Below are 22,915 nucleotides of genomic sequence, written 5' to 3'. Positions count from 1 at the left end.
GCTCTCTTCTTGATTTGACGCCTGTCCTATTAGGCTATCGATTCAGGGTAACCGCCCCGCTTCAGCGTCGCCAGAGGATTCATTTCATAATTAGAAAATTATGATATTCCCCCGCTTTCATCAGCGGCGCTGTCGTGAGATTAACATTCAACCGATTTGGCGGCCTGCGACGATTGTACATAATCATGCAGTTTCCATGGCAAAAAAATGCGGAAAAAAGGCGCCGAAAACGGCGCCTGGGGAAGGAAGAACGGCGAGGTCAGGCGGTAATGGCGGCCACTTCGTTGGCGATCGCCGTCAGCCCGTCGTGGCGGGCATAGTCCTCACGCACCAGCGCCGCACGTTGCCGATAGATCGGCTGCTGCAGAATGCGCGTCGCCGCCGCCAGGATCTGTTCGGCGCTTGGCGTGCTGGTGTGCAGGCTGATGCCGCAGCCAGCGGCCACCACGCGCGCGGCCGCCTCCAGCTTGTCCTCGCCGGTGCCGGCGACGATCAGCGGCACGCCGCTGTCCAGCGCATAGTTGATCGAGCCGTAACCGCCGTTGGTGATCAGCAGCGCCGTCTCCGGCAGCCAGCGTTCGAAGGAGATAAACTCCCGCACTCTGGCATTGCCCGGCAGCGCGTCCATCAGCCCTTCCGTCGCCCGTCCGCCGGTGGTGGCCAGCACCCGCACCGGCAGATGCGCCAGCGCTTGCAGCGTCGGCACGATCAGCTGATGCAGATCGACATTGGCCAGCGTGCCCTGAGACACGATCACCAGCGGCCGACGATCGTCCGCCTCCCACAGCGTCTCTTCCGCCGCTGGCTGGCCGCCGCTGCGCAGCGGGCCGACGAATCGCACGCCGCTCGGCAGATCGTCACGCTCATATTCCAGCGCCGTGGTAGCCAGCTGCAGGAAACGCTCGCAGCCGCCGATCAGCGCGTCGGTGAACGGGCGATCCAGCGCCCGCCCGCCCGCCTGCAGCAGCGCCGCATCGAAGCTCTGCTGCACGTCATCGATCAGCACGCGCGTTTCCTCATCCACCAGTTGCTCACGGGTCAACGCCTGCGGCAGCAGCGCCGGCGGGATACGCGGGCCATAAAAAATAGCATCGCGCGAAGAATACGACAGCGGCGTAACGCCGATACCGAAGACCGGCGGCCGCTCAGCGGACTGCAGCAGCGGCAGCACGCCGTAGAAGCAGTTCTCCACCATCAGCAGATCGGTCTTTTCGGCGGCGATGGCCGCACGCAGCTGCCGATCCAGCAACGGGATCGGCGCGGCGAAGAAATCCTTCAGCGCCAGCGCCATCTGCGCATTGCCCGGCGGCAGCGCGGCGCGCTCGGGGAAGTGCTCTTCCAGGTGGCGGTAATCGAAATCCACCTGCGCGTCGAACGGCACGAAGCTCGCGCCCGCCGCCTCGGCGCGTTCGCGAAACAGCGCGCCGGTCATCACCCGCACCTGATGCCCTTGGGCAATCAGGTGGCGAGCGATGGCTAACATCGGGTAGACGTGCCCCGGAGTGGCGACCGCCGCCATCAGTATCCTTGCCATAATGCTCCTTTACGCTTCTGCGTTGGCCGGCTTCAGCGCCAGATTGGCACACACCGGGTTGCTCTGAATATGCACGCGCTGCAAATGACGCGCGGAACGGGCGGTAAAGCCCTCACGGCCATGCAGCAGCGAGAAGTTGTCCGCCACCACCACGTCGCCCTGTTGCCATTGGTGGGCATAATAGTGACGCGGATCGTACAGGTGCTGCTGCAGAGTGTGGTGGAACTGTTCCTGCTGGTGTTCCGGCACGCCGTGGTATTCCAGCGCATGTTGATTGAGGAATTTTTTTCCTTCCGTCGGCGGTTCATTGTAGCGCATGATTAAGCCCCTGCCGTTCGGGTGCTGCACCACCAGCGGCGAACAGACTTCGCCGCCGTAATGCACCACTTGCTTGATGCGGTAGGTGATCGAGATCGACAGCCACTGATCCAGCAGCGCTTCGTCCGCATTGGCCAACAGCCGCGTGGTGTCGACGAAGGTGGTGCATCCGCCTTCGTCCGGCGACGGCGCCGCCACGCAGTGGAACAGCTGGAACTCGGGGATGGTCGGCTTATACATGCCATCCCAGTGCAGCGGGACGTAGCTGCTGTCGAAGATATGATCCTTGGCGTCCGGATGCTCCTTCACGTCCAGCACCGCGCCGAACGGCCACATCATGATCTCGCCCCACTGCTCAGCGTAGCGAGTCAGAACTTCCGCCTCGCTGAAACCCGAGTCGAATCCGCGCAGCACCAGCAAGTGGTGTTCCTGCGCCAGCGCCCGCAGCGCCGCCACCGGCAGCTCGCCGATCTTTTGCCCCGGATGCTGCGGCGTCAGGATCGCGCCAAACGGGGTATTCGGTTGAATATGGCAATTAAGCGGTTGGTTGTTCATCGGTGATTCTCCTTGCATCGAATGTGCTGCTCACACGGCAACGTGCCGTCAAAAACGCGCCCGCCAGGATTTCGGGCGCAAAAGCCCGCCACGGCCTCAGGCCATCTGCGGTTGTTCGATCAGGTAATGGCTCGGCGTGCCGCGGATCTCCACCAGTTCGCCGTCCAGGCTCTGCGCGTCTTTACGCTTCATCAGCACGAACTGGCCGTTCACGTTGGCCGCCACGCCGTGCCACGGCGTCAGCCAGTCGTCTTTGGTCGGCATCATGTGGATGCCCATTTTCAGGCTGTCGGCCGGCTGCGGGTGAATCGACAGGCGGATCGCCGCCGGAAAATGCTGCGCCAGCAGGTTGCCCCAGGCCCAGCTGCGCTGGATCACGCCGCAGGCACGTTGTTTGGCGTCTTTCTGCAGCGCGGCGTTGGAACCGCTGTAGCCCGGCAGCTGGCTGTCTTCATACAGGAAGCGCGTGATGGCGCGGTACAGCAAGAGGCCCTGTTCGTCCTGCATCAGCTGTTGCTTGATCGCCTCTTCCGATTCGGCATAGCCCTCCACCAACAGCCGGCGCAGCAGATCGTAATCATCGGTATGTTCCGCCAGGCCTTTGACGTCGCCGAGGTTGAACACGCTCAGGTGCGTCGCGCCCACTTCATGCAGCAGGCTTTCAATCTCACGCTGATAGTGGTTGATCGCTTCATCGCTGACGCGGATCAGATCGCCGAACACGTGGCCGTCGGAGCAGATAACGATATGCGCCCCCGGCGGGTAATAGAGTTGAATGCGCTGGCACAGCGAGTTGAGGAAGATCAGCGACAGCCGCTCCGCCATGTCCGGCACCGCGCCGATCACCTTGTTGGTGTTGGGCGACTTGGTGGGAAAGGCCGGCAGCACGAATTCGATACGTTGCTCGTTTTCAATGAATGCCCGAATGCGCGGCAATTGCACCTGAGTGACCCGCCGTTCTTCTTCGGCAATCGAGGTATCGTCGCCGGGGAAGCGGCGGCGGTATTGCAATAATTCACGTAGGATTTTTAACGATATTTCTTCTTTCTGAGCGCTGTCCACAATGAGCTCCTGTTGCGATGTGGCGCGGGTGCATTATTGATAAGCGCAATAAGATTTATCAAAAAGAGAAAAAACTCTGCGAAATAATAATCAGCCCGGCGTTTATGTGCTCCAGGCAATATAGAAGAGATAGTGCTATATTATTAGCCCGTATAATTCACAATCTTGGTTAAGTTGTGCTTAACAAACTATGAGCAATATTTTAAAACGCATGGCCATTTTCTCAAAAGTGGTCGATTGCGGCGCATTCAGCATGGCGGCAAAAGAATTGGGCATGACGACTTCCGCCGTCAGCCAGCATATTCGCCAGTTGGAAGAACATCTGGGCATTCAATTACTGCTGCGCTCGACGCGCTCATTGAGTCTGACCGAAGCCGGATTGTGCTTTTATGAAGATTGCCTGCTGATGATCCACGCCGCCGAACGTGGCCAACAACGGATCGCCGCACTGCGCGGCGAACTGGTCGGTGAGCTGCGCGTCGCCACCTCCACCGAATTCGCCACTCACTATCTGGTGCCGGCGCTGCAAAGTTTTCTCGACGAACATCCCCGTCTCACGCTGCGGCTGGAAATTCACGATGAGAAGATAGATCTCATCACGCAGCGCATCGATCTGGCGATACGCGGCGGCGTGCTGGCCGACTCCAGCTACGTTTCCACGCGGCTGGCGCGCTGCCGCGAAGTGCTGTGCGCCTCGCCGGCCTACCTGGCGCATCACGGCGTGCCGGATTCGCCACAGGCGCTGACGCACCACCAATGGGTCACCTTTACGCCGCTCGGCAACCCGCAGTTTGTCCGCCTGATCCATCGCAACGGCGGTGAACACCGCATGCGTATGACCGGGCGCTTGTTCACCAACAGCGGTATGGCGATGAAGGAGTTGGCGCTGACCGGCAAGGGTATCATTCGCAATTTCTTCGCCAACGTTGAACGTGAATTGCGCAGCGGCGAGCTGATTGAAATATTGCCCGATTGGCGGTTACCGGAAATTAATTGCTATGCCATTATGCCGCGCAGGGAGATCCAGCCATTAAAAGTCAGACGATTGCTTGAACATATGAAACTCTATTTGCAGGAGAAGGGATTAAGCCCCGTAGAACATATTCGGCAGGAATAAAATAAGAAACATCTGCAACATCTATTATTGTAATTATTGTAATCACCTTGCCAACACCGGGCCCCATTTAGATTGCAGCCTAATGATATTTTTATTAATGACTTTTCGCCAGCCTATATAATTAATCACATCGACGTTATTTCAAATACTCAGAATAAATTTGACTTTAGTTAGCAGAAAATTTGAATATGCATGGAATATTATTTTTTTACGCGGCGCGCTTTCCAAAAAAAACGGGAAGCCTAAGCTCCCCGTTGTCATCCGCCGGCGCATGTCAGTCGATCTGACGAACGTCCACGCGCAGCTCTTTAGGCACTTCAAACACGATGTTCTCTTCACGCCCGCTGATTTCATGCACGTCCAGGCCACCCAGCGCTTTCAGGCGAGAGATCACCTCCTGCACCAGCACGTCCGGTGCCGAGGCGCCGGCGGTAACGCCGATATTGCGCGCTTCGCTCAGCCAGCTTTCCTGAATATCCGCCGCCGAGTCGATCAGATAAGCCGGTTTGCCGACGCGCTGCGCCAGTTCCGCCAGACGGTTGGAGTTGGAGGAGTTCTTCGACCCCACCACCAGCACCACGTCCGCATCGCCGGCCAGGTTGCGCACCGCTTCCTGACGGTTGGTGGTGGCGTAGCAGATATCATCCTTACGTGGCCCGATAATTTTCGGGAAACGCTGACGCAAGGCGTCGATCACGTCCGAGGTATCATCCACCGACAGCGTGGTCTGCGTCATGAAGCACAGGTTGTTTTCGTCTTTCACCTGCAGCTTCCACACGTCTTCCGGCGATTCGACCAGGTACATGCCACCCTGCGGGTTGCTGTACTGGCCCATGGTGCCTTCCACCTCCGGGTGCCCGGCGTGGCCGATCAGGATCGCTTCGGTGCCGCGGCGGCTGGCGCGCGCTACTTCCATATGCACCTTGGTCACCAGCGGGCAAGTGGCGTCGAACAGCATGGTCAGATCGCGCGCCTTGGCTTCGGCACGCACCGCCTGAGAAACGCCGTGCGCCGAGAAGATCAGGATAGAGCCGTCCGGCACTTCCGCGATCTCTTCGATAAACACCGCGCCGCGCTCACGCAGGCTGTCGACCACGTAGCGGTTGTGCACCACTTCATGCCGCACGTAGATCGGCGCGCCATACAGCTCCAGCGCGCGTTCCACGATGCTGATCGCACGATCAACCCCGGCGCAGAAGCCGCGCGGGTTAGCCAGCAATATTTGCATGCATCTCCTCCTGCTGCGGATCGATCTCCAGCACTTCGATATCGAAGGTCACCGGATGGCCCGCCAGCGGATGGTTGAAATCGACGGTGATCGAATCTTCCGCCACCGCGCGCACCACGCCCGGCATTTCACTGCCGTCGATGGCGGTAAACAGCATGATGGTGCCCACGTCCGGCACGCCGGTTTCCGCGAAGTCGCGGCGCGAGAAGAACTGAACCAGATCCGGGTTCTCCGCGCCGAACGCCGCTTCCGGCTGCAGGGTAAAGGCGCATTTGTCGCCCGCGCGCAGGCCAAGCAGCTGCGCTTCCAGCGGTGCCGACAGGCTGCCGTCCCCGAGGCGGAACAGCGCCGGCTTGCCGCTGCTGCGGGTGGATTCGGCGGTCGAACCGTCTTCCAGTTTCAGCGTAAAGTGAACCAGCACCGCGCTGTCACTGATAACCTGAGCCGTCATATTACTCACCTTTACTCTTTGCGCTTTTGTTCGCCGGCGACAGGAAACCTTCCAGCACGATCATCGCCGCGCCCACGCAGATAAAGCTGTCCGCCAGATTGAAGGTCGGGTAGTGCCAGTCACCGACGTAGAAGTCGATGAAATCGACCACGAAACCGTGCCACAGGCGGTCGAACAGATTGCCCAGCGCCCCGCCGATGATAAAGGCGTAGGCGATGTTGTTCAGCTTCTGCTGCGCCGCACTGCGGTACATCATCACCAGCAGCACCGCAACGATGGCGATGGCGATGCCGGCGAAGAACCAGCGCTGCCAGCCGCCGTGATCGGCGAGGAAGCTGAACGCGGCGCCGTAGTTGCGCGCGTAAAACAGGTTGAACGACGGGATCAACGGCTGGGACTGCCCCAGCGTAAAGTTAGCGAGGATCCACTGCTTGCTGCCGAAATCCAGCGCCAGCACCGCCACCACAACCCACAGCCAACGCAGGCCGGTCGAACAAATTGATTTACTCATCAGGCGCGAGTTCTCAGGCAAAGTTACGCTTCTCGCCGTCACCGGCGACGTTGCTCACACAGCGGCCGCAGATGTCTGCGTGCTCCGCCACCAGGCCGATATCGGTGGTGTAATGCCAGCAGCGCGGGCACTTCTCACCCGGTGCCGTGCTGAAGGCGATCTTCAGCCCTTTCAGCAGCTCGGAAGCCTGCGCGTCGGCCGGCGCCTCCGCCAATGGCGCCACGCTTGCCGCAGAGGTCAGCAGCACGAAGCGCAGCTCATCCTGCAGGCTGTTCAGGCGCGCCGCCAGCTCGCTGTCGGCATACAGCGTTACCGCCGCTTCCAGCGAACCGCCGAGGCGTTTGTCGGCACGCGCCTGCTCCAGCACCTTGTTCACTTCGCCGCGCACTTTCAGCAGCTCCGCCCAGAAAGCGTCGTTCATCGGCTCGCCTTCCGCCAGCCCGAACAGGCCGTCGTACCACTCTTCGGTGAACACGTACTGCGCGCGCTTGCCCGGCATGAAGCCCCAGATCTCGTCCGCAGTGAACGACATGATCGGCGCCATCCAGCGCACCAGCGCTTCCACGATGTGATACAGCGCGGTCTGGCAGCTGCGGCGGGCGACGCTGTCGCTCTTCGCGGTGTACTGACGATCCTTGATGATATCCAGGTAGAAGGAGCCCATCTCGACCGAGCAGAACTGCATCAGACGCTGCACCACTTCATGGAAATCGTAGTTGGCGTAAGCCTGCTCGATATCCTGCTGCGCCGCCAGCGCACGGCCGACCGCCCAGCGATCCAGCACCACCATGTCTTCCGGCGCCACGCAATCGGTGCTCGGCTCGAACCCGTTCAGGTTGGCCAGCAGGAAGCGCGCGGTGTTGCGGATGCGGCGATAAGAGTCGGCGGAACGCTTGAGGATCTCGTCGGACACCGCAATCTCGCCGGTGTAATCGGTCGACGCCACCCACAGACGCAGAATGTCGCCGCCCAGCTTGTTCATCACGTCCTGCGGGCTGACGGTGTTGCCGATCGACTTGGACATCTTGCGGCCCTGGCCGTCAACGGTGAAGCCGTGGGTCAGCACTTCTTTATAAGGCGCCTTGCCTTTCATCGCGGTGGAGATCATCAGCGATGACATGAACCAGCCGCGGTGTTGGTCGGAGCCTTCCAGATACATGTCGGCGCTGTGGCCGTGGAACTCAGGACGCACGTCGACCACCGAAGCGTGGGTGGAACCGGAGTCGAACCACACGTCCAGCGTATCCGGCACTTTCACGTAGTCGGCGGCGTCCGCGCCGAGGATGTCGGCCGCGTCCAGATCCCACCAGGCCTGAATGCCGTCTTGCTCGACGCGCTTGGCCACTTCTTCCATCAGCTCAACGCTGCGCGGGTGCAGCTGCTCGGTTTCTTTATGCACGAACAGCGACATCGGCACGCCCCAGGTGCGCTGACGCGAGATGCACCAGTCCGGGCGGTTGGCCACCATCATTTCGATGCGCGCCTGGCCCCAATCCGGGATCCACTGCACGCCTTTGATCTCTTCCAGCGACTGCTGACGCAGGCCTTTCTGATCCATGCTGATGAACCATTGCGGCGTGGCGCGGAAGATGATCGGCGTCTTGTGGCGCCAGCAGCACGGGTAGCTGTGCAGGAACTTCTCGACGTGCAGCAGCGCACCTTTCTCACGCAGCAGGTCGACGATCAGATCGTTGGCCTTGAAGACGAACTTGCCGTCCAGCAGCGGATGGGTACCGGTCAGGTAGCAGCCGTTCGGCCCTACCGGGTTGGCGATCTCCAGACCGTATTTTTGGCTGATGACGAAGTCATCCGGACCGTGGCCACCTGCGGTATGCACCGCACCGGTACCGGCGTCCAGCGTCACGTGCTCGCCCATAATGGCCGGCACGTCGAAGCCCATAAACGGGTGTTTGAAGCGCAGCAGCTCCAGATCGGCGCCTTTGCAGCTGCCCAGCACCGTCCATTCGGTGATGCCGGCGCGTTTCATCACGCTTTCCACCAATTCGGCCGCCAGGATCAGGCACTGGCCGTCAACCTGCACCAGCTGATAGGTGAAGTCCGGGTGCAGCGAGATCGCGCGGTTGGCCGGCAGTGTCCACGGGGTGGTGGTCCAGATAACCAGGGAGATGGCGCCGCTGAAGTTGCTCACGCCGAACTTGGCCGCCACGGCAGCCGCGTCGGCCGCATGGAAAGTCACGTCGATCGACGGCGAAGTCTTGTCGTAATACTCCACTTCCGCTTCCGCCAGCGACGATCCGCAGTCGGTGCACCAGTGAACCGGCTTGGCGCCTTTCAGCAGGTGGCCGTTGCTGATGATCTTGCCCAGCGCGCGGATGATGTTGGCTTCGGTTTTGAAGTCCATGGTCAGGTACGGACGATCCCAGTCGCCCAGCACGCCCAGGCGGATGAAGTCCTTTTTCTGGCCTTCAACCTGTTCGGCCGCGTACTCGCGGCACTTCTGGCGGAACTCGGCCGCCGTCAGCTTCTCGCCCGGCTTGCCGTACAGCTGTTCAACCTTCAGTTCGATCGGCAGGCCGTGGCAGTCCCAACCCGGCACATAAGGCGAGTCGAAGCCGGCCATCCCTTTCGACTTGATGATAATGTCTTTGAGAATCTTGTTAACCGAGTGACCAATGTGAATGCTGCCGTTCGCATACGGAGGGCCGTCATGCAAAATGAAGGTTTTTTTGCCCTTTTTGGCAGTACGAATAATCCCGTACAGATCCTGTTCATACCAACGTTGCAGCATGCCAGGTTCGCGCTTGGCGAGATCGCCGCGCATCGGGAACCCTGTTTCCGGCAAGTTCAGGGTATTCTTGTAGTCACTCATTAGATTCTCGGTTCCGTTTTCGGCTATAGAGATTAAACCGGTGTCTGTAGCCCGAAGAACTTCCGGGCCGTCACCACATCATTGGCGATTTGCTGCTTCAGGGCATCGAGCGAAGCAAACCGCTGTTCATTGCGCAATTTTGCGCGGAGCACCACCTCAATATGGCGCCCGTAAAGATCCATTGTGACATCCAGCAGATGCACTTCCAGCTGCTGGCGCACGCCGGCGACGGTCGGGCGCGTACCGATATTGGCCACGCCCGGCAGCGGCTGCGGCCCCAGGCCGTACACTTCCACCGCATACACCCCTTTCACCGGCGCCACCAGGCGCTTGAGCGGCAGGTTGGCGGTCGGGAAGCCGATGGTGCGGCCCAGCTCGTCGCCATGCACCACGCGCCCGGAGATGCTGTACGGGTGGCCCAGCAGGGTCTCCGCCAGCGGCAGATCGTCCTCGCTCAGCGCGGTGCGGATCGCGGTGCTGCTGATGCGCCGATCGCCTTCGCGGAAGGTCGGGGTGCTGACCACCTCGAAGCCGTACTCTTTTTCGGCCTGCTGCAATAGCGGAAAATCGCCCTGGCGCCCGGCGCCAAAGCGAAAATCATCCCCCACCATCAGGAATTTGACGCCCAGCTTTTCCACCAGCAGCTCGGCGACGAACGCCTGCGCGGTGTTGGCGGCAAAACGCGGATCGAACTTGACGCAGAGCAGGTAATCGACGCCCGCCTGCGCCAGGTAGTTGGCCTTGTCGCGCAGGCGCGTCAAGCGGGCCGGCGCCTTGTCTGCGGCGAACATCTCCAGCGGCTGCGGCTCAAAGATCATGACCATCACCGGCAGCCCGAGGCGTTGCCCTTGTTGCTTCAACTGCTCCAGCAACGCCTGATGACCGCGATGCACGCCGTCAAAGTTGCCGATGGTGAGCACGCAACCATGGTGGCGCGCCCGGATATTGTGAATGCCGCGAATTAGCTCCATAGCTGGCTCAAAACAGTGGAAATCGGCGGATTATACCTTGTACAGCCGGTAAGGTTAACCCGCGATTGGTGCCTTTATGTAATAGACACACCATACCGGAGATAATCTGCGCGTGAAACGGCTTCGCCGCAGTTTATCCGGCGCCGCCGGGCCGATTCTCGACCGCAGCCAACGGCTTGCGCCCGCCGCGGCAAAACATTGGCGAATTTTCTCGCGAAACACTGTATTCCCAAGAGCGAAGCTGGTAAAATCCTGCGCCATCACAACGTAGCGAGTGCCGCCTGTACAAACGGCGCTTATTTGCACAAATCCATTGACAAACGAAGGCTAAAAGGGCATATTCCTCGGCCTTTGAATTGTCCTCAATAGAATATATTTGGGAGTTGGACCTTGGCTAATATCAAATCAGCTAAGAAACGCGCCGTACAGTCTGAGAAACGCCGCAAGCATAACGCAAGCCGTCGCTCAATGGTGCGTACCTTCATCAAGAAGGTAGACGCAGCTATCGCAGCTGGCGACAAAGAAGCAGCACAAAATGCATTCCTGGTAATGCAGCCCCTGGTGGACCGTCAGGCAGCTAAAGGCCTGATCCACAAAAACAAAGCAGCGCGTCATAAGTCAAACCTGACTGCACGCATCAACGCAATGCAATAAGCATTTCGTTATCTGCTTGATAAAAAAACCGGCTCAGGCCGGTTTTTTTACGTCCTGCGTTCAGTGAACCGCTAGCAGGAAAACAGCGCAGAAAAATCTTTGTTGCACACGCGCTGCACCGCCGGATGCTGGATCATGCGCTCGGCGAAGATGATGTAATACTCCTCCTGCACGCTGTCGATGCGCCCAATCTCCACCACGTTGTCATCGTTGTAGGTATCCTGCGCATACAACGTCGGCGCCACGAAAATCGCATTGTGATACATGCCGAAGGCCTTCATCAGCGCCGCATCGTCGAACTCGCCCAGGATCTCCACCTGAATGCCCTGCGTATTGAACCAGTTGAGCAGCTTGCGCCCCAGCATCGAGCGGCGGCCGGGGATCAGCAGTTTGCGCTGCTCCAGACAAGCCGGGAACGGCAGCTCCGGCGCCGGCTGGCGGCAGAAGAAGCTGATGCCGCACTCGCCCAGCTTCAGCGAGAACAGCCCTTCCTGCTGGCTGGAGTCCACCGGACAATCCGACAGGATCATATCCAGCTTGTGCTGGCTGAGCTGCTCCAGCAGCATCTCGTGCGTCGATTCAAAGCAACGCAGGTGGATCTGTTCGTTGTCCACCACCACCGCCGTTTCCAATACCTGGCTGACCAGGCGCTTCGACAGCGCATCGGCCACGCCGACGTCGAACAGCAGATTCGACTCTTTGCGGTAGTTGACGATATCCAGCATTTCCTGGCTGAGCATAAACATCTTGTCGGCATAACGAAACACCAGTTGCCCCAGCTCCGAAGGCACCAACCCGCGCCCCTGGCGTTTGAACAGCTTGCCGTCCAACCGCTCTTCCAGCGCTTTGATCTGGCCGGTGATGGTCTGCGGCGTCAGAAACAACGCTTCGGCGGCACCGACCACGGAACCGGCCTTGCAGACCTGCCAGAAATAGTAAAGGTGATTAAAGTTGATATGCGACATCCTCACGAGCGGCTCTCCTTAACAACGTTTCGCAGCGGCAAACGGTGTGCCGTGACGAGCGACAAACTTCCTTTCCCTGCTTCAGACAACGTATAGCCCCATTAGTCCCAACGAACAACGGCCGAAGCTGCACATATTTTATACCGTGCAGCTCCGACCAGCCATTTTATTATGTGCCCTTACCGGGCACATTCAGGATTAACGTACGCGCGGCAACGCCAGACGCAGCAATCCATACCCTACCACCGCCGCAGCGGTGGAGCCCAACAAGATCCCCAGGCGGGAATAGGTGCTGAGCGCCGCATCCGCATCGCCGAACGCCAGCGAGGCGATAAAAATCGACATGGTGAAACCAATGCCGCAGAGCACCGAAACGGCAAACACCTGTTTGAAGCCGATGCCTTCAGGCAAACGGGCGATGCCCATTTTCACCGCCAGCAGGCTGAAGAGGAAAATCCCCAGCGGCTTACCGATAAACAGGCCGGCCGCAATCCCAACCGGCAGCAGCGACGTCAATCCTTCCAGCGATACGCCCTGCAAAGAAACCCCGGCGTTGGCGAAAGCGAACAGCGGCAGGATCATAAACGCAACCCAGGGGTGCAGCTCATGTTCCAGCGTTTCCGACGGCGACGGCCCCTTCTTCACGTTCAGCGGGATCATAAAGCCGACGATCACCCCGGCCAGCGTCGCATGCACCCCGGACTTGAGGATCGCTACCCACAACACCAGGCCGACCATCATATACAGCGAGGTTTTACCCACGCCACGCCAGTTCATTACCGCCAATAGCACCGTCGCCGCCGCCGCCACGCCCAGCGCCACCATCGACACTTCGTGGGTGTAGAACAGCGCGATGATGATAATCACGCCCAGGTCATCGATGATCGCCAACGCCAGCAGGAACACTTTCAGGCTGGTCGGCACCCGGTTGCCCAGCAGCGCCATTACGCCCAGCGCGAAGGCGATATCGGTCGCGGCCGGGATCGCCCAGCCCTGGCGGGTGACTTCATCCGCGCCGTTGAACAGCAGGTAAATCAGCGCCGGCGCCAGCATGCCCCCCAGCGCGGCGATCGCCGGAAACACCGCCTTGTCGCGCCCGGACAGCGAGCCTTGCATCAACTCGCGCTTGACCTCCAGCCCCACCACCAGGAAGAAGATGGCCATCAGGCCATCGTTGATCCACAGCAGCAGCGGCTTGGCGATCTCCAGCGAAGCGATCTTCACCATCACCGGCAGGTTAAGGAATGCCTGATAGATCCCCTGCGCCGGGGTGTTGGCCATGATCAGGGCGACGATTGCCGCCGCGATCAGAATGATGCCGCCCGCAGCTTCCTGACGTAAAAATTGACGAATGATATTGGTCACAGTACGTCTCTCCAAATCTGTGCAGGGCGTAGCGCCCTGCAAACCACAGTCATGAAGTGAGTATAGAGGGCGTTTTAGTTCGAAAAAATAAGTTTATAAATGCTAAATAGCTCGATAAAACCGATCAAAAGCACGAATAAGTCACATTATTTATAGGGAATTAGGGGCATGGCGTGCAAATAAAAACCCCGGGACAAACGCCCGGGGTTAGAACATAAACCAACAGAAACAGCAGGTTAGCGAGTCAGATCGTCAAAGAACTTTTTCACCCCGTCGAAGAAGCTCTTCGAACGCGGGCTGTTCTTGTCGCCGGACGGGCCACCCAGGCTCTCTTCCAGCTCACGCAGCAGCTGCTTCTGCTTGTCGTTCAGATTGACCGGGGTTTCCACCACCACGCGGCACAGCAGGTCGCCCTGGCTGCCGCCACGCACCGATTTCACACCCTTGCCGCGCATGCGGAACAGCTTGCCGGTTTGGGTCTCCGAAGGCACCTTCAGTTTCACCCGGCCGTCCAGCGTCGGCACTTCAATCTCGCCGCCCAGCGCCGCCATGGCGAAGTTGATCGGCACTTCACAGTACAGGTTATTGCCTTCACGCTCGAAGATCGGGTGCGCCTTCACCTGCACCTGAACGTACAGATCGCCCGCCGGTGCGCCGTGCTCGCCGGCTTCGCCTTCACCCGCCAGGCGGATGCGGTCGCCGGTATCGACGCCGGCCGGAATTTTCACCGACAGCGTTTTGGATTTCTCTACCCGGCCGTGGCCGTGGCACTTGTTGCACGGATCTTTGATGATCTGACCGCGGCCATGGCAGTGCGGACACGCCTGCTGTACGGTGAAGAAGCCCTGGCGCATCTGCACCTGGCCCTGGCCGTGACAGGTTGGGCAGGTCACCGGCGAGCTGCCCGGCTTGGCGCCGCTGCCGTGGCAGACGTCGCACTCTTCCAGCGTCGGGATGCGGATCTCTTTGGTGACGCCACGTACCGCTTCCTCGAGGGTCAGCTCCATGTTATAGCGCAGATCGGAACCGCGGCTGGCGCGCTGACGGCGGCCTCCGCCGAAGATGTCGCCAAACACGTCGCCAAAGATATCGCTGAAGTCGGCACCGCCGCCAAAGCCGCCGCCGCCCATGCCGCCCTGTTCAAAGGCCGCGTGCCCATACTGGTCGTAGGCCGCGCGTTTCTGGTCGTCGGTCAGGACTTCGTAAGCTTCTTTAACTTCTTTAAACTTGATTTCGGCGTCTTGTTCCTGGTTGCGGTCAGGATGGTATTTCATCGCCAGGCGTTTGTACGCCTTTTTGATCTCACGTTCATCCGCCGTCTTGCTGACGCCGAGAATCTCGTAATAGTCTTTCTTCGCCATTCTTTTGCTTACCCTTAACATGCGTGCACGGGCGCAGAGTTGCCTCGACGCCCGTGCTGGTTTCCGGGAACGGCACCTCGGCCGCCCCGTGCCCGCTTAAGGGCGATTATTTTTTGTCTTTAACTTCTTCGAACTCGGCGTCAACCACGTCGTCGTCTTTCTGCGCCGCGTTGTCCGCGCCGGCGTCAGCACCCTGCTGAGCCTGCTGCGCCTGAGCCATTTCCAGCAGTTTGCCGGAAACCTGCACCAGAGCCTGAGTCTTCGCTTCGATCTCGGCTTTGTCTTCGCCTTTCACCGCCGCTTCCAGATCTTTCAGCGCCGCTTCGATCGCCGTTTTGTCTTCCGCCGGCAGTTTGTCGCCCGCTTCTTCCAGCTGCTTGCGCGTGCCGTGGATCAGGTGATCCGCCTGGTTACGCGTCTGCACCAGCTCTTCGAACTTGCGGTCGGCTTCAGCGTTCAGCTCGGCGTCGCGCACCATTTTCTGGATTTCGTCTTCGTTCAGGCCAGAAGATGCCTTGATGGTGATCTTCTGCTCACGGCCGGTGTTCTTGTCTTTGGCAGACACGTGCAGGATGCCGTCGGCATCGATATCGAAGGTCACTTCGATCTGCGCCATGCCGCGCGGTGCCGCCTGGATGCCGTCCAGGTTGAACTGGCCCAGAGATTTGTTATCGCTGGCGCGCTTACGCTCACCCTGCAGCACATGGATGGTTACCGCAGACTGGTTGTCTTCAGCGGTAGAGAACACCTGGCTGTGCTTGGTCGGGATCGTGGTGTTTTTGGTGATCAGCGGCGTCATCACGCTGCCCATGGTTTCGATACCCAGCGACAGCGGGGTTACGTCCAGCAGCAGAACGTCCTTCACATCACCGGCCAACACGCCGCCCTGTACCGCCGCGCCCACGGCAACCGCTTCGTCCGGGTTCACGTCTTTACGCGGTTCTTTGCCGAAGAAGTCTGCGACTTTCTTCTGCACCATTGGCATACGGGTCTGGCCGCCCACCAGGATCACGTCCTGAATGTCGGAAACCGACAGGCCTGCGTCTTTCAGCGCCACTTTCAGCGGCTCGATAGAGCGCGCAACCAGATCTTCAACCAGCGACTCGAGTTTGGCGCGAGTCACTTTGATGTTCATGTGTTTTGGACCGGTCGCGTCTGCAGTGATGTACGGCAGGTTAACGTCGGTCTGCTGAGCGGAAGACAGTTCGATCTTCGCTTTCTCAGCGGCTTCTTTCAGGCGCTGCATCGCCAGCGGATCGTTGCGCAGATCGATACCCTGATCTTTCTTGAACTCTTCCACCAGGTAGTTGATCAGACGGCTGTCGAAGTCTTCGCCACCCAGGTGGGTGTCACCGTTGGTCGCCAGCACTTCGAAGGTTTTTTCGCCGTCAACGTCGTCGATTTCGATGATGGAGATATCGAAAGTACCACCGCCCAGGTCATAAACCGCGATGGTGCGGTTGCCGACTTCTTTGTCCAGGCCGTAGGCCAGGGCCGCAGCGGTCGGTTCGTTGATGATGCGTTTTACTTCCAGACCCGCGATGCGGCCGGCGTCTTTGGTCGCCTGACGCTGGGCGTCGTTGAAGTAAGCCGGTACGGTGATAACCGCTTCAGTTACCGGTTCGCCCAGGTAATCTTCCGCCGTTTTCTTCATTTTTTTCAGCACTTCCGCAGAGATCTGCGGCGGAGCCATTTTCTGGCCTTTCACTTCCAGCCAGGCGTCGCCGTTGTCGGCTTCGACGATTTTGTACGGCATGATCGCTTTGTCGCGCTGCGCTTCTTCATCCTGGAAGCGGCGACCGATCAGGCGCTTGATCGCGAACAGGGTGTTTTCAGGGTTGGTCACTGCCTGACGCTTAGCCGGCTGGCCAACCAGAGTTTCACCGTCCTGGGTATATGCGATAATAGAAGGAGTGGTGCGGTCGCCCTCGGCGTTTTCCAGCACGCGTGCCTTGGCACCATCCATAATTGCTACGCAAGAGTTGGTAGTACCCAGGTCGATACCAATAATTTTGCCCATCTAAACGTCTCCACTAAAAAATTCATAATCAGTCAGGTTGCTAACCTATATGCGGGCGATTTTTTGCTTTTCAACTGCCCGATATCTCAGTGCGACCCGCGGTTAGCAACTGCGGTTGCAAATAAGATGGGGCCATCCAATCCGGCATCAAGGGGCAAGGCGAAAAAAATTTCTTTTTTTTATCGTCATTCAGATCATTGTTTCCGGCTGCGGGGATCATTATGATGCGCGCGCTCTGGTGGAAAACTTCGATTTTTTGGCCATTCAGACCATTTATTATTTTACTTCGCTGTTTCCGTTAATTTTCTGTTATCGCAGAGGACTTATGCACACCAACAAGTTGGCGAATCCCGGCCCTCTCGGCCTGATGGGCTTCGGGATGACCACCGTCTTGCTGAACCTGCACAACGCGGGCTTTTTCCCACTGAACTCCGCCATCATCAGCATGGGGATTTTCTTCGGTGGCCTGGCCCAGATCCTGGCCGGTCTGCTGGAATACAAGAAGGGCAACACCTTCGGCATGACCGCCTTCACCGCCTACGGCAGCTTCTGGCTGAGCCTGGTCGGCCTGCTGCTGCTGCCGCGTCTGGGCCTGGCTGAGGCCACCGAGGCGCACGTGCTGGGCATCTACCTGGCGCTGTGGGGCGTATTCACCCTGTTCATGTTCTTCGGCACCCTGGGCGCCAACCGCGTACTGCAGTTCGTGTTCGCCAGCCTGACGCTGCTGTTCGCCCTGCTGGCCGTCGGCAACATCACCGGCAACCACGCGCTGCTGACCTTCGCCGGTTATGAAGGCATCATCTGCGGCGCCAGCGCCATTTACCTGGCGATGGCCGAAGTGCTCAACGAGCAATACGGCCGCACCGTGCTGCCGATTGGCGAACCGGCCCCGGCCTGCGTCGCGACCTCACCGGTCACCGCATAATCGCCCTTCCCTGACGAAAAAGCCCTGCATTGCAGGGCTTTTTTTTAGCTGTAGGAATCGGCTCGCCGCTCCCCGGCTTCGCTGTTCAGGTCGCGATGCAGGTAGACGCCGAGCAGCAGCCCGATGAGCGACAGCGCCAACACGTAGTAAGCGGGTGCTAACGGGGTTAATTTCATGATCAGCGTCACAAAAATAGGGGTTAGACCGCCAAAAATAGCGTACGAGACGTTATATGAGAACGAGATACCGGTAAACCGCACTTCCGCCGGGAAAGCCCGCACCATCACGTACGGCACGGCCCCCACCACGCCTACGCTGAACCCCACCAGGGCATAGCAGGCGAACAGCATTTCCGGGCGCACGCCCACCGTTTGATAGAACAGCCAACTGCAGCCGGCCAGCAGCACGCTGCCGACCACCAGCGTTTTGCTGGCGCCGAAGCGATCGGCCGACAAACCGGCGACGATGCAGCCGGCGATCAGCATGATGGTGGCGATGCTGTTGGCCTGCAGCGTCAAGGCCGGCGCGATGCCGAACTGCTTTTGCAGATAGGTCGGGGTCATCAGGATCACCACCACGATGCCGGCGGAGAGCAGCCAGGTCAGCAGCATCGATACCGCCACCTCCCGTTTGTGGTTGAGCACCACCGACTTCAGCGGCAGCTCTTCGGCCAGCGCTTTACGCGCCTGCATCTCGATGAAGATCGGCGTTTCCTGCAGCCAGCGGCGCAGGTACATCGCCACCAGGCCGAACATACCGCCCAACAGGAAAGGAATGCGCCAGCCGCCGCCGGCAATGCTCTGCGGGCTGAGCGTGGTGTTGATCACCGTCGCCACCACCGAGCCCAGCAGGATGCCCACCGTCAGCCCAGCGGTCAGCGTGCCGCAGGCGAAGCCGATGCGCCGGCGCGGCACGTGTTCGGCGACGAAGACCCAGGCGCCCGGCACCTCACCGCCGATCGCCGCCCCCTGCAGCACGCGCATCAACAACAGCAGCAGCGGCGCAGCGATGCCGATGCTGGCGTAGGTCGGCAGCAGGCCCATCGCCAGCGTCGGCAACGCCATCAGCAGAATGCTCAGGGTAAACATCTTTTTGCGGCCGACCAGATCGCCAAAGTGCGCCATCACGATACCGCCCAGCGGACGGGCCAGATAGCCGGCGGCGAAGATGCCGAAGGTTTGCACCAGCCGCAGCCATTCCGGCATGTCCGCCGGGAAGAACAGATCGCCGACCACGGCGGCGAAGAACACGAAGATGATGAAGTCGTAAAACTCCAGCGCGCCGCCCAACGCGGCCAACGTCAGCGTTTTGTAGTCTTGCCGGTTCAGCCGGCGATTATTGTCGTGAGGCATAGGGCACCGTCGGTAAAGGCTGTAAAAATAAAAGCCGCAGGCTTTCTGTAAAAGAATCCTTACTATAGCGGCAAATTATTTTCACACCAGACGGGCTGAAGCCGATCTCGCAGAACGCTGAAATTTAGAGGTTTATCTCGCGACGCGCGCTCTTTGGCCGAAATGCTGCTACCACCGCGGCGTGCGTTTCGACGTAAGGCCCGTCGAGCAGTTGAATGCAATAAGGCACGCTGGCGAAGATGCCGTGCACCACCGCATTGCCCTGCTCATCTTTTACCCCTTCCAGCGTTTCCTTGATCGACTTCGGCTGGCCGGGCAGGTTGATGATCAGCGCCTGCTTGCGGATCGCCCCCACCTGGCGAGAAAGAATTGCCGTTGGCACATAGTGTAGGCTGATCTGACGCATTTGCTCGCCGAAGCCAGGCATCACGCGATCGGCGATCGCCAGCGTGGCGTCGGGGGTGACGTCGCGGCGCGCCGGCCCGGTGCCGCCGGTGGTCAGCACCAGATGGCAACCCATTTCGTCCACCAGCTCGCACAGCGTCTGTTCAATTTGCGTCTGCTCATCGGGGATCAGCCGGGTTTCCAGCTTGAACGGCGTCGCCAGCGCGCCGCTCAGCCATTCCTCCAGCGCCGGAATGCCTTTATCCTGATAAACGCCGCCGGAAGCGCGGTCGGAAACGGAAACCAAACCAATACGTAAAATATCCATGCGTAACCTCTACAGCCTGATGGGGTCCGAACGGGTTCGTCCCCGTTCTGTTGTCATTGCCGAGAGTATAAGGGCTTCCCCCGCCGGCGGGAGCGTCGGGCATAAAAAAAGGTGGCCTGAGCCACCTTTTTACTGCGCGATCTGCCGGAATTACAGCAGGTCGGCGATCATTTTTTCCAGTTTGCCCTGGTCTACGGCGAACTTGCGGATGCCGTCGGTCAGTTTCTCAACCGCCATCGGATCCTGGTTGTGCTGCCAGTAGAACTCAGGTTCGGTCAGTGCGGCAGGACGCGCCTTCACTTCACCGGTGTAAGACAGTTTGCGCTCCAGCGCGCCTTCGCTCTCCGCCAGCTCTTTCAGCAGCGCAGGGGCGATGGTCAGACGGTCGCAGCCGGCCAGTTCGATGATTTCGCCGACGTTACGGAAGCTGGCGCCCATCACCACGGTGTTGTAACCGTGCTGTTTGTAGTACTGGTAAATCTCGGTCACGGAGATCACGCCCGGATCTTCATGCGGGGCGAACTCTTTCTTGTCGCCGTTGGCTTTGTACCAGTCGAGGATACGGCCGACGAACGGCGAGATCAGGTAAACGCCGGCTTCGGCACAGGCGCGAGCCTGAGCGAAGGAGAACAGCAGCGTCAGGTTACAGTTGATGCCTTCTTTCTCCAACTGCTCCGCCGCGCGGATGCCCTGCCAGGTCGAGGCCAGTTTGATCAGAATGCGATCGTTGCTGATGCCGGCTTCGTTGTACAGCTTGATCAGGCGCTTGGCCTTGGCCACGCTGGCATCGGTGTCGTAAGACAGGCGTGCATCCACTTCGGTGGAGATGCGGCCCGGAACCAGTTTGAGGATCTCCAGACCGATATTGACCGCCAGCTTGTCGGCGGCGTCGGCGATCTGCTGCTCGCGATCGCTGCTCTGGCCGCGCGCCCAGGCGATGGCTTCGTCAATCAGTTTACGGTATTCAGGAATTTGGGCTGCATTGAGGATCAGCGAAGGGTTGGTTGTGGCGTCCTGCGGTTGATACAGCTTCATTGCCGCGATATCACCCGTATCTGCAACCACCGTGGTCAGTTGGCGCAGGGAAGTTAATTTGTCGGTCATGTTGGCATTATCTCATCGTTTGTGCATGAACTTTTGGCATTGTTCAACCATGCCCTGCCCTGATAATAACATGCGCCAAGCCCGGTGCAAGGCTGGAAAACCGCGGCGCGCAGGCATCTGTTTTATCCTTGGGCGAGCAACCGTTTACGCCGATATCTTTCGCCATTACCGAGCGGATGGAAAGGCAATAACGTGCTATTGTCCGAATAAATTATGTTAAATTCGAAAAAATTGATGCAATTCGTCCGCTAATCTGCGAAAAATCTTAATCGACTGACGCCGGACAGATTCCAGCTAAGCTCTTGTAAAAAATAGGCCAATGTTTTTCACCTGCGGTGGATGCTGCAAGGTGCGCATTAAATTTCGATAAAAGGAGGGATCCCTTGACGGACCTGATGAATTTTATAAACAACATTTTGTGGGGGTCGGTGCTGATTTATCTGCTGCTCGGCACCGGCATCTACTTCACGTTGCGCACCCGCTTTATCCAGCTCCGCCACTTCAGCCACATGTTCTCGGTGTTGAAAAACAGCAATAAGAGCGACAGCGCCGGCATCTCCTCTTTCCAGGCGCTGTGCACCACGCTGGCGGCGCGCGTCGGCACCGGCAACCTGACCGGCGTCGCCATCGCCCTGACCGCCGGCGGCCCCGGCGCCATCTTCTGGATGTGGGTGGTGGCGTTTATCGGCATGGCCACCTCATTTGTGGAAAGCTCGCTGGCGCAGCTCTACAAAACCAAAGACGATAACGGCAACTACCGCGGCGGCCCGGCCTACTACATGGAAAAGGGCCTCGGCATGCGCTGGATGGGCGTGCTGTTCTCCATCTTCCTGATCATCGCTTTCGGCCTGGTGTTCAACGCCGTGCAGGCCAACTCCATCGCGCAGGCCTCCGCCGTCGCCTTCCATTTGCAGCCGCTGCACGTCGGCATCGGCCTGGTGCTGCTGAGCGGCGTGGTGATCTTCGGCGGCATCCGCTCCATCGCCAAAGTGGCCGAGCTGGTGGTGCCGCTGATGGCCGGCGCCTACCTGTTGCTGGCCCTCTGGGTGATTGGCCATAACATCGAACACATGCCGGCGATCCTGACGCTGATCTTCAAAAGCGCCTTCGGCCTGCAGGAAGCCGCGGCCGGCGCCGTCGGTTACGGCATCTCCCAAGCGATGACCCAGGGCGTGCAGCGCGGCCTGTTCTCCAACGAAGCCGGCATGGGCTCGGCGCCCAACGCGGCGGCGTCCGCTTCACCTTATCCGCCGCATCCGGCCTCACAGGGCTATGTGCAAATGCTCGGGGTGTTTATCGATACCATCGTCATCTGCAGCGCCACCGCGGCGATCATCCTCTCCTCCGGCATTCTCGATCAGCCGACCGACAGCATCAGCGGCATCGATCTGACCCAGCGCGCGCTGTCGACCGCCGTCGGCAGCTGGGGGGCGCCGTTCGTCGCCATCGCCATTTTCTTCTTCGCCTTCACCTCGATCATCGCCAACTACGCCTATGCCGAGAGCAACCTGGTGTTCCTCGAGCACAACCATCCGGGCGGCCTGCTGATTTTCCGCTGCGTGGCGTTGGGCATGGTGATGTTCGGCGCGCTGGCGGAGCTGCCGCTGGTGTGGAAAATGGCGGATACCTCCATGGCGCTGATGGCCATCACCAACCTGACGGCCATCCTGTTGCTGTCGCGGGTGGCGCTTAAGCTGGCCGATGACTACCATCGCCAACGCCGTCTGGGCAAGCTGCCGACCTTTGACGCCAACCGTTATCCGGAGCTGAAGTCGCAGCTGGAGCCGGGCGTGTGGGACGACCAAAAGCCGCCGCGCTGAGTTTTCCGGGGCGCGTGCGGTGCGCGCCCCTGCCTATTGGACCGATTGCCCCTTTTTCCC

General features: G+C 59.5%; 19 protein-coding genes. 4 read left to right on the top strand and 15 right to left on the bottom strand.

From position 1 onward, the window contains the following. Nucleotides 1–259: 259 nt before the first annotated feature. The 3 genes from SSARUM_RS03195 to pvcA all read right to left on the bottom strand — a co-directional run bounded on the left by SSARUM_RS03195 (nucleotide 260) and on the right by pvcA (nucleotide 3,469). Nucleotides 260–1,519, bottom strand: a complete 1,260-nt coding sequence (locus SSARUM_RS03195; RefSeq protein WP_033649155.1) for a glycosyltransferase — start codon at nucleotides 1,517–1,519, stop codon at nucleotides 260–262. 24 nt (nucleotides 1,520–1,543) lie between these two features. Continuing rightward, a complete protein-coding gene (locus SSARUM_RS03190; RefSeq protein ID WP_060388141.1) occupies nucleotides 1,544–2,407 on the bottom strand; it encodes a TauD/TfdA dioxygenase family protein in 864 nt (287 codons plus the stop codon). A 96-nt stretch (nucleotides 2,408–2,503) separates the two neighbouring features. Continuing rightward, on the bottom strand, nucleotides 2,504–3,469 hold the full coding sequence (gene pvcA / locus SSARUM_RS03185; protein ID WP_033637062.1) for an L-tyrosine isonitrile synthase: 966 nt from the start codon (nucleotides 3,467–3,469) through the stop codon (nucleotides 2,504–2,506). 190 nt (nucleotides 3,470–3,659) lie between these two features. Between pvcA and SSARUM_RS03180 the strand changes: the two genes are divergently transcribed. Next, nucleotides 3,660–4,586, top strand: coding sequence for a LysR family transcriptional regulator (locus SSARUM_RS03180; protein WP_033649150.1), 927 nt, complete (start codon nucleotides 3,660–3,662; stop codon nucleotides 4,584–4,586). 274 nt (nucleotides 4,587–4,860) lie between these two features. Here SSARUM_RS03180 and ispH read toward each other — a convergent pair whose 3' ends face one another. Genes ispH through ribF form a run of 5 tightly spaced genes read right to left on the bottom strand, consistent with a single transcriptional unit; the run spans nucleotide 4,861 to nucleotide 10,577 of the window. After that, entirely contained in the window at nucleotides 4,861–5,814 is a 954-nt protein-coding gene (gene ispH, locus SSARUM_RS03175) for a 4-hydroxy-3-methylbut-2-enyl diphosphate reductase (RefSeq protein ID WP_033637058.1), read from the bottom strand. After that, nucleotides 5,795–6,265 carry an FKBP-type peptidyl-prolyl cis-trans isomerase gene (gene fkpB / locus SSARUM_RS03170; RefSeq protein ID WP_033637057.1) on the bottom strand — a complete coding sequence of 157 codons (471 nt, stop codon included), beginning with the start codon at nucleotides 6,263–6,265 and terminating at the stop codon, nucleotides 5,795–5,797. Before fkpB ends, ispH begins: the two co-directional genes overlap by 20 nt. Before the next feature lies 1 nt (nucleotide 6,266). Continuing rightward, the gene (lspA, locus tag SSARUM_RS03165) at nucleotides 6,267–6,776 is read right to left on the bottom strand and encodes a signal peptidase II (RefSeq protein WP_041033196.1); all 510 of its coding nucleotides are present in this window, start codon (nucleotides 6,774–6,776) and stop codon (nucleotides 6,267–6,269) included. Nucleotides 6,777–6,789: 13 nt separating this feature from the next. Next, nucleotides 6,790–9,606 (bottom strand): isoleucine--tRNA ligase, encoded by a 2,817-nt coding sequence (ileS, locus tag SSARUM_RS03160; RefSeq protein ID WP_033649149.1) that lies wholly within the window; start codon nucleotides 9,604–9,606, stop codon nucleotides 6,790–6,792. 32 nt (nucleotides 9,607–9,638) lie between these two features. After that, nucleotides 9,639–10,577, bottom strand: coding sequence for a bifunctional riboflavin kinase/FAD synthetase (gene ribF / locus SSARUM_RS03155; protein ID WP_282494244.1), 939 nt, complete (start codon nucleotides 10,575–10,577; stop codon nucleotides 9,639–9,641). A 390-nt stretch (nucleotides 10,578–10,967) separates the two neighbouring features. Here ribF and rpsT point away from each other — a divergent pair, with 390 nt between their 5' ends. After that, nucleotides 10,968–11,231 (top strand): 30S ribosomal protein S20, encoded by a 264-nt coding sequence (gene rpsT, locus SSARUM_RS03150; RefSeq protein ID WP_004932960.1) that lies wholly within the window; start codon nucleotides 10,968–10,970, stop codon nucleotides 11,229–11,231. A gap of 71 nt (nucleotides 11,232–11,302) precedes the next feature. Here rpsT and nhaR read toward each other — a convergent pair whose 3' ends face one another. The 4 genes from nhaR to dnaK all read right to left on the bottom strand — a co-directional run bounded on the left by nhaR (nucleotide 11,303) and on the right by dnaK (nucleotide 16,942). Next, complete coding sequence (gene nhaR, locus SSARUM_RS03145; RefSeq protein ID WP_004932962.1) at nucleotides 11,303–12,202, bottom strand: transcriptional activator NhaR; 900 nt, start codon at nucleotides 12,200–12,202, stop codon at nucleotides 11,303–11,305. A 192-nt stretch (nucleotides 12,203–12,394) separates the two neighbouring features. Continuing rightward, the gene (gene nhaA / locus SSARUM_RS03140; protein WP_033649145.1) at nucleotides 12,395–13,561 is read right to left on the bottom strand and encodes a Na+/H+ antiporter NhaA; all 1,167 of its coding nucleotides are present in this window, start codon (nucleotides 13,559–13,561) and stop codon (nucleotides 12,395–12,397) included. Nucleotides 13,562–13,797: 236 nt separating this feature from the next. Then, entirely contained in the window at nucleotides 13,798–14,922 is a 1,125-nt protein-coding gene (gene dnaJ, locus SSARUM_RS03135; protein ID WP_033637051.1) for a molecular chaperone DnaJ, read from the bottom strand. A 106-nt stretch (nucleotides 14,923–15,028) separates the two neighbouring features. Further along, nucleotides 15,029–16,942, bottom strand: coding sequence for a molecular chaperone DnaK (dnaK, locus tag SSARUM_RS03130; RefSeq protein WP_004932972.1), 1,914 nt, complete (start codon nucleotides 16,940–16,942; stop codon nucleotides 15,029–15,031). A gap of 325 nt (nucleotides 16,943–17,267) precedes the next feature. On the opposite strand from dnaK, the gene satP reads away from it, so the two are divergent. After that, nucleotides 17,268–17,867, top strand: a complete 600-nt coding sequence (gene satP / locus SSARUM_RS03125; RefSeq protein WP_039568957.1) for an acetate uptake transporter — start codon at nucleotides 17,268–17,270, stop codon at nucleotides 17,865–17,867. A 44-nt stretch (nucleotides 17,868–17,911) separates the two neighbouring features. On the opposite strand, the gene SSARUM_RS03120 is transcribed toward satP, so the two are convergent. From SSARUM_RS03120 to tal, 3 genes are all read right to left on the bottom strand, one after another. Then, nucleotides 17,912–19,219: an MFS transporter gene (locus SSARUM_RS03120; protein WP_060430877.1), complete on the bottom strand. Its 1,308-nt coding sequence runs from the start codon at nucleotides 19,217–19,219 to the stop codon at nucleotides 17,912–17,914. 124 nt (nucleotides 19,220–19,343) lie between these two features. Further along, nucleotides 19,344–19,931, bottom strand: coding sequence for a molybdopterin adenylyltransferase (gene mog / locus SSARUM_RS03115; RefSeq protein ID WP_004932980.1), 588 nt, complete (start codon nucleotides 19,929–19,931; stop codon nucleotides 19,344–19,346). 150 nt (nucleotides 19,932–20,081) lie between these two features. Then, nucleotides 20,082–21,035 carry a transaldolase gene (tal, locus tag SSARUM_RS03110; RefSeq protein WP_033637049.1) on the bottom strand — a complete coding sequence of 318 codons (954 nt, stop codon included), beginning with the start codon at nucleotides 21,033–21,035 and terminating at the stop codon, nucleotides 20,082–20,084. Between the two features lie 383 nt (nucleotides 21,036–21,418). Between tal and SSARUM_RS03105 the strand changes: the two genes are divergently transcribed. Beyond that, on the top strand, nucleotides 21,419–22,855 hold the full coding sequence (locus SSARUM_RS03105; protein WP_033637048.1) for an alanine/glycine:cation symporter family protein: 1,437 nt from the start codon (nucleotides 21,419–21,421) through the stop codon (nucleotides 22,853–22,855). Nucleotides 22,856–22,915 lie beyond the last annotated feature (60 nt).

The sequence above is a fragment of the Serratia sarumanii genome (assembly GCF_029962605.1).
Classification (GTDB): domain Bacteria; phylum Pseudomonadota; class Gammaproteobacteria; order Enterobacterales; family Enterobacteriaceae; genus Serratia; species Serratia sarumanii.
The sequence above is the reverse complement of the archived record's forward strand: the minus strand, read 5'-3'. Positions and strand labels throughout refer to the sequence as shown.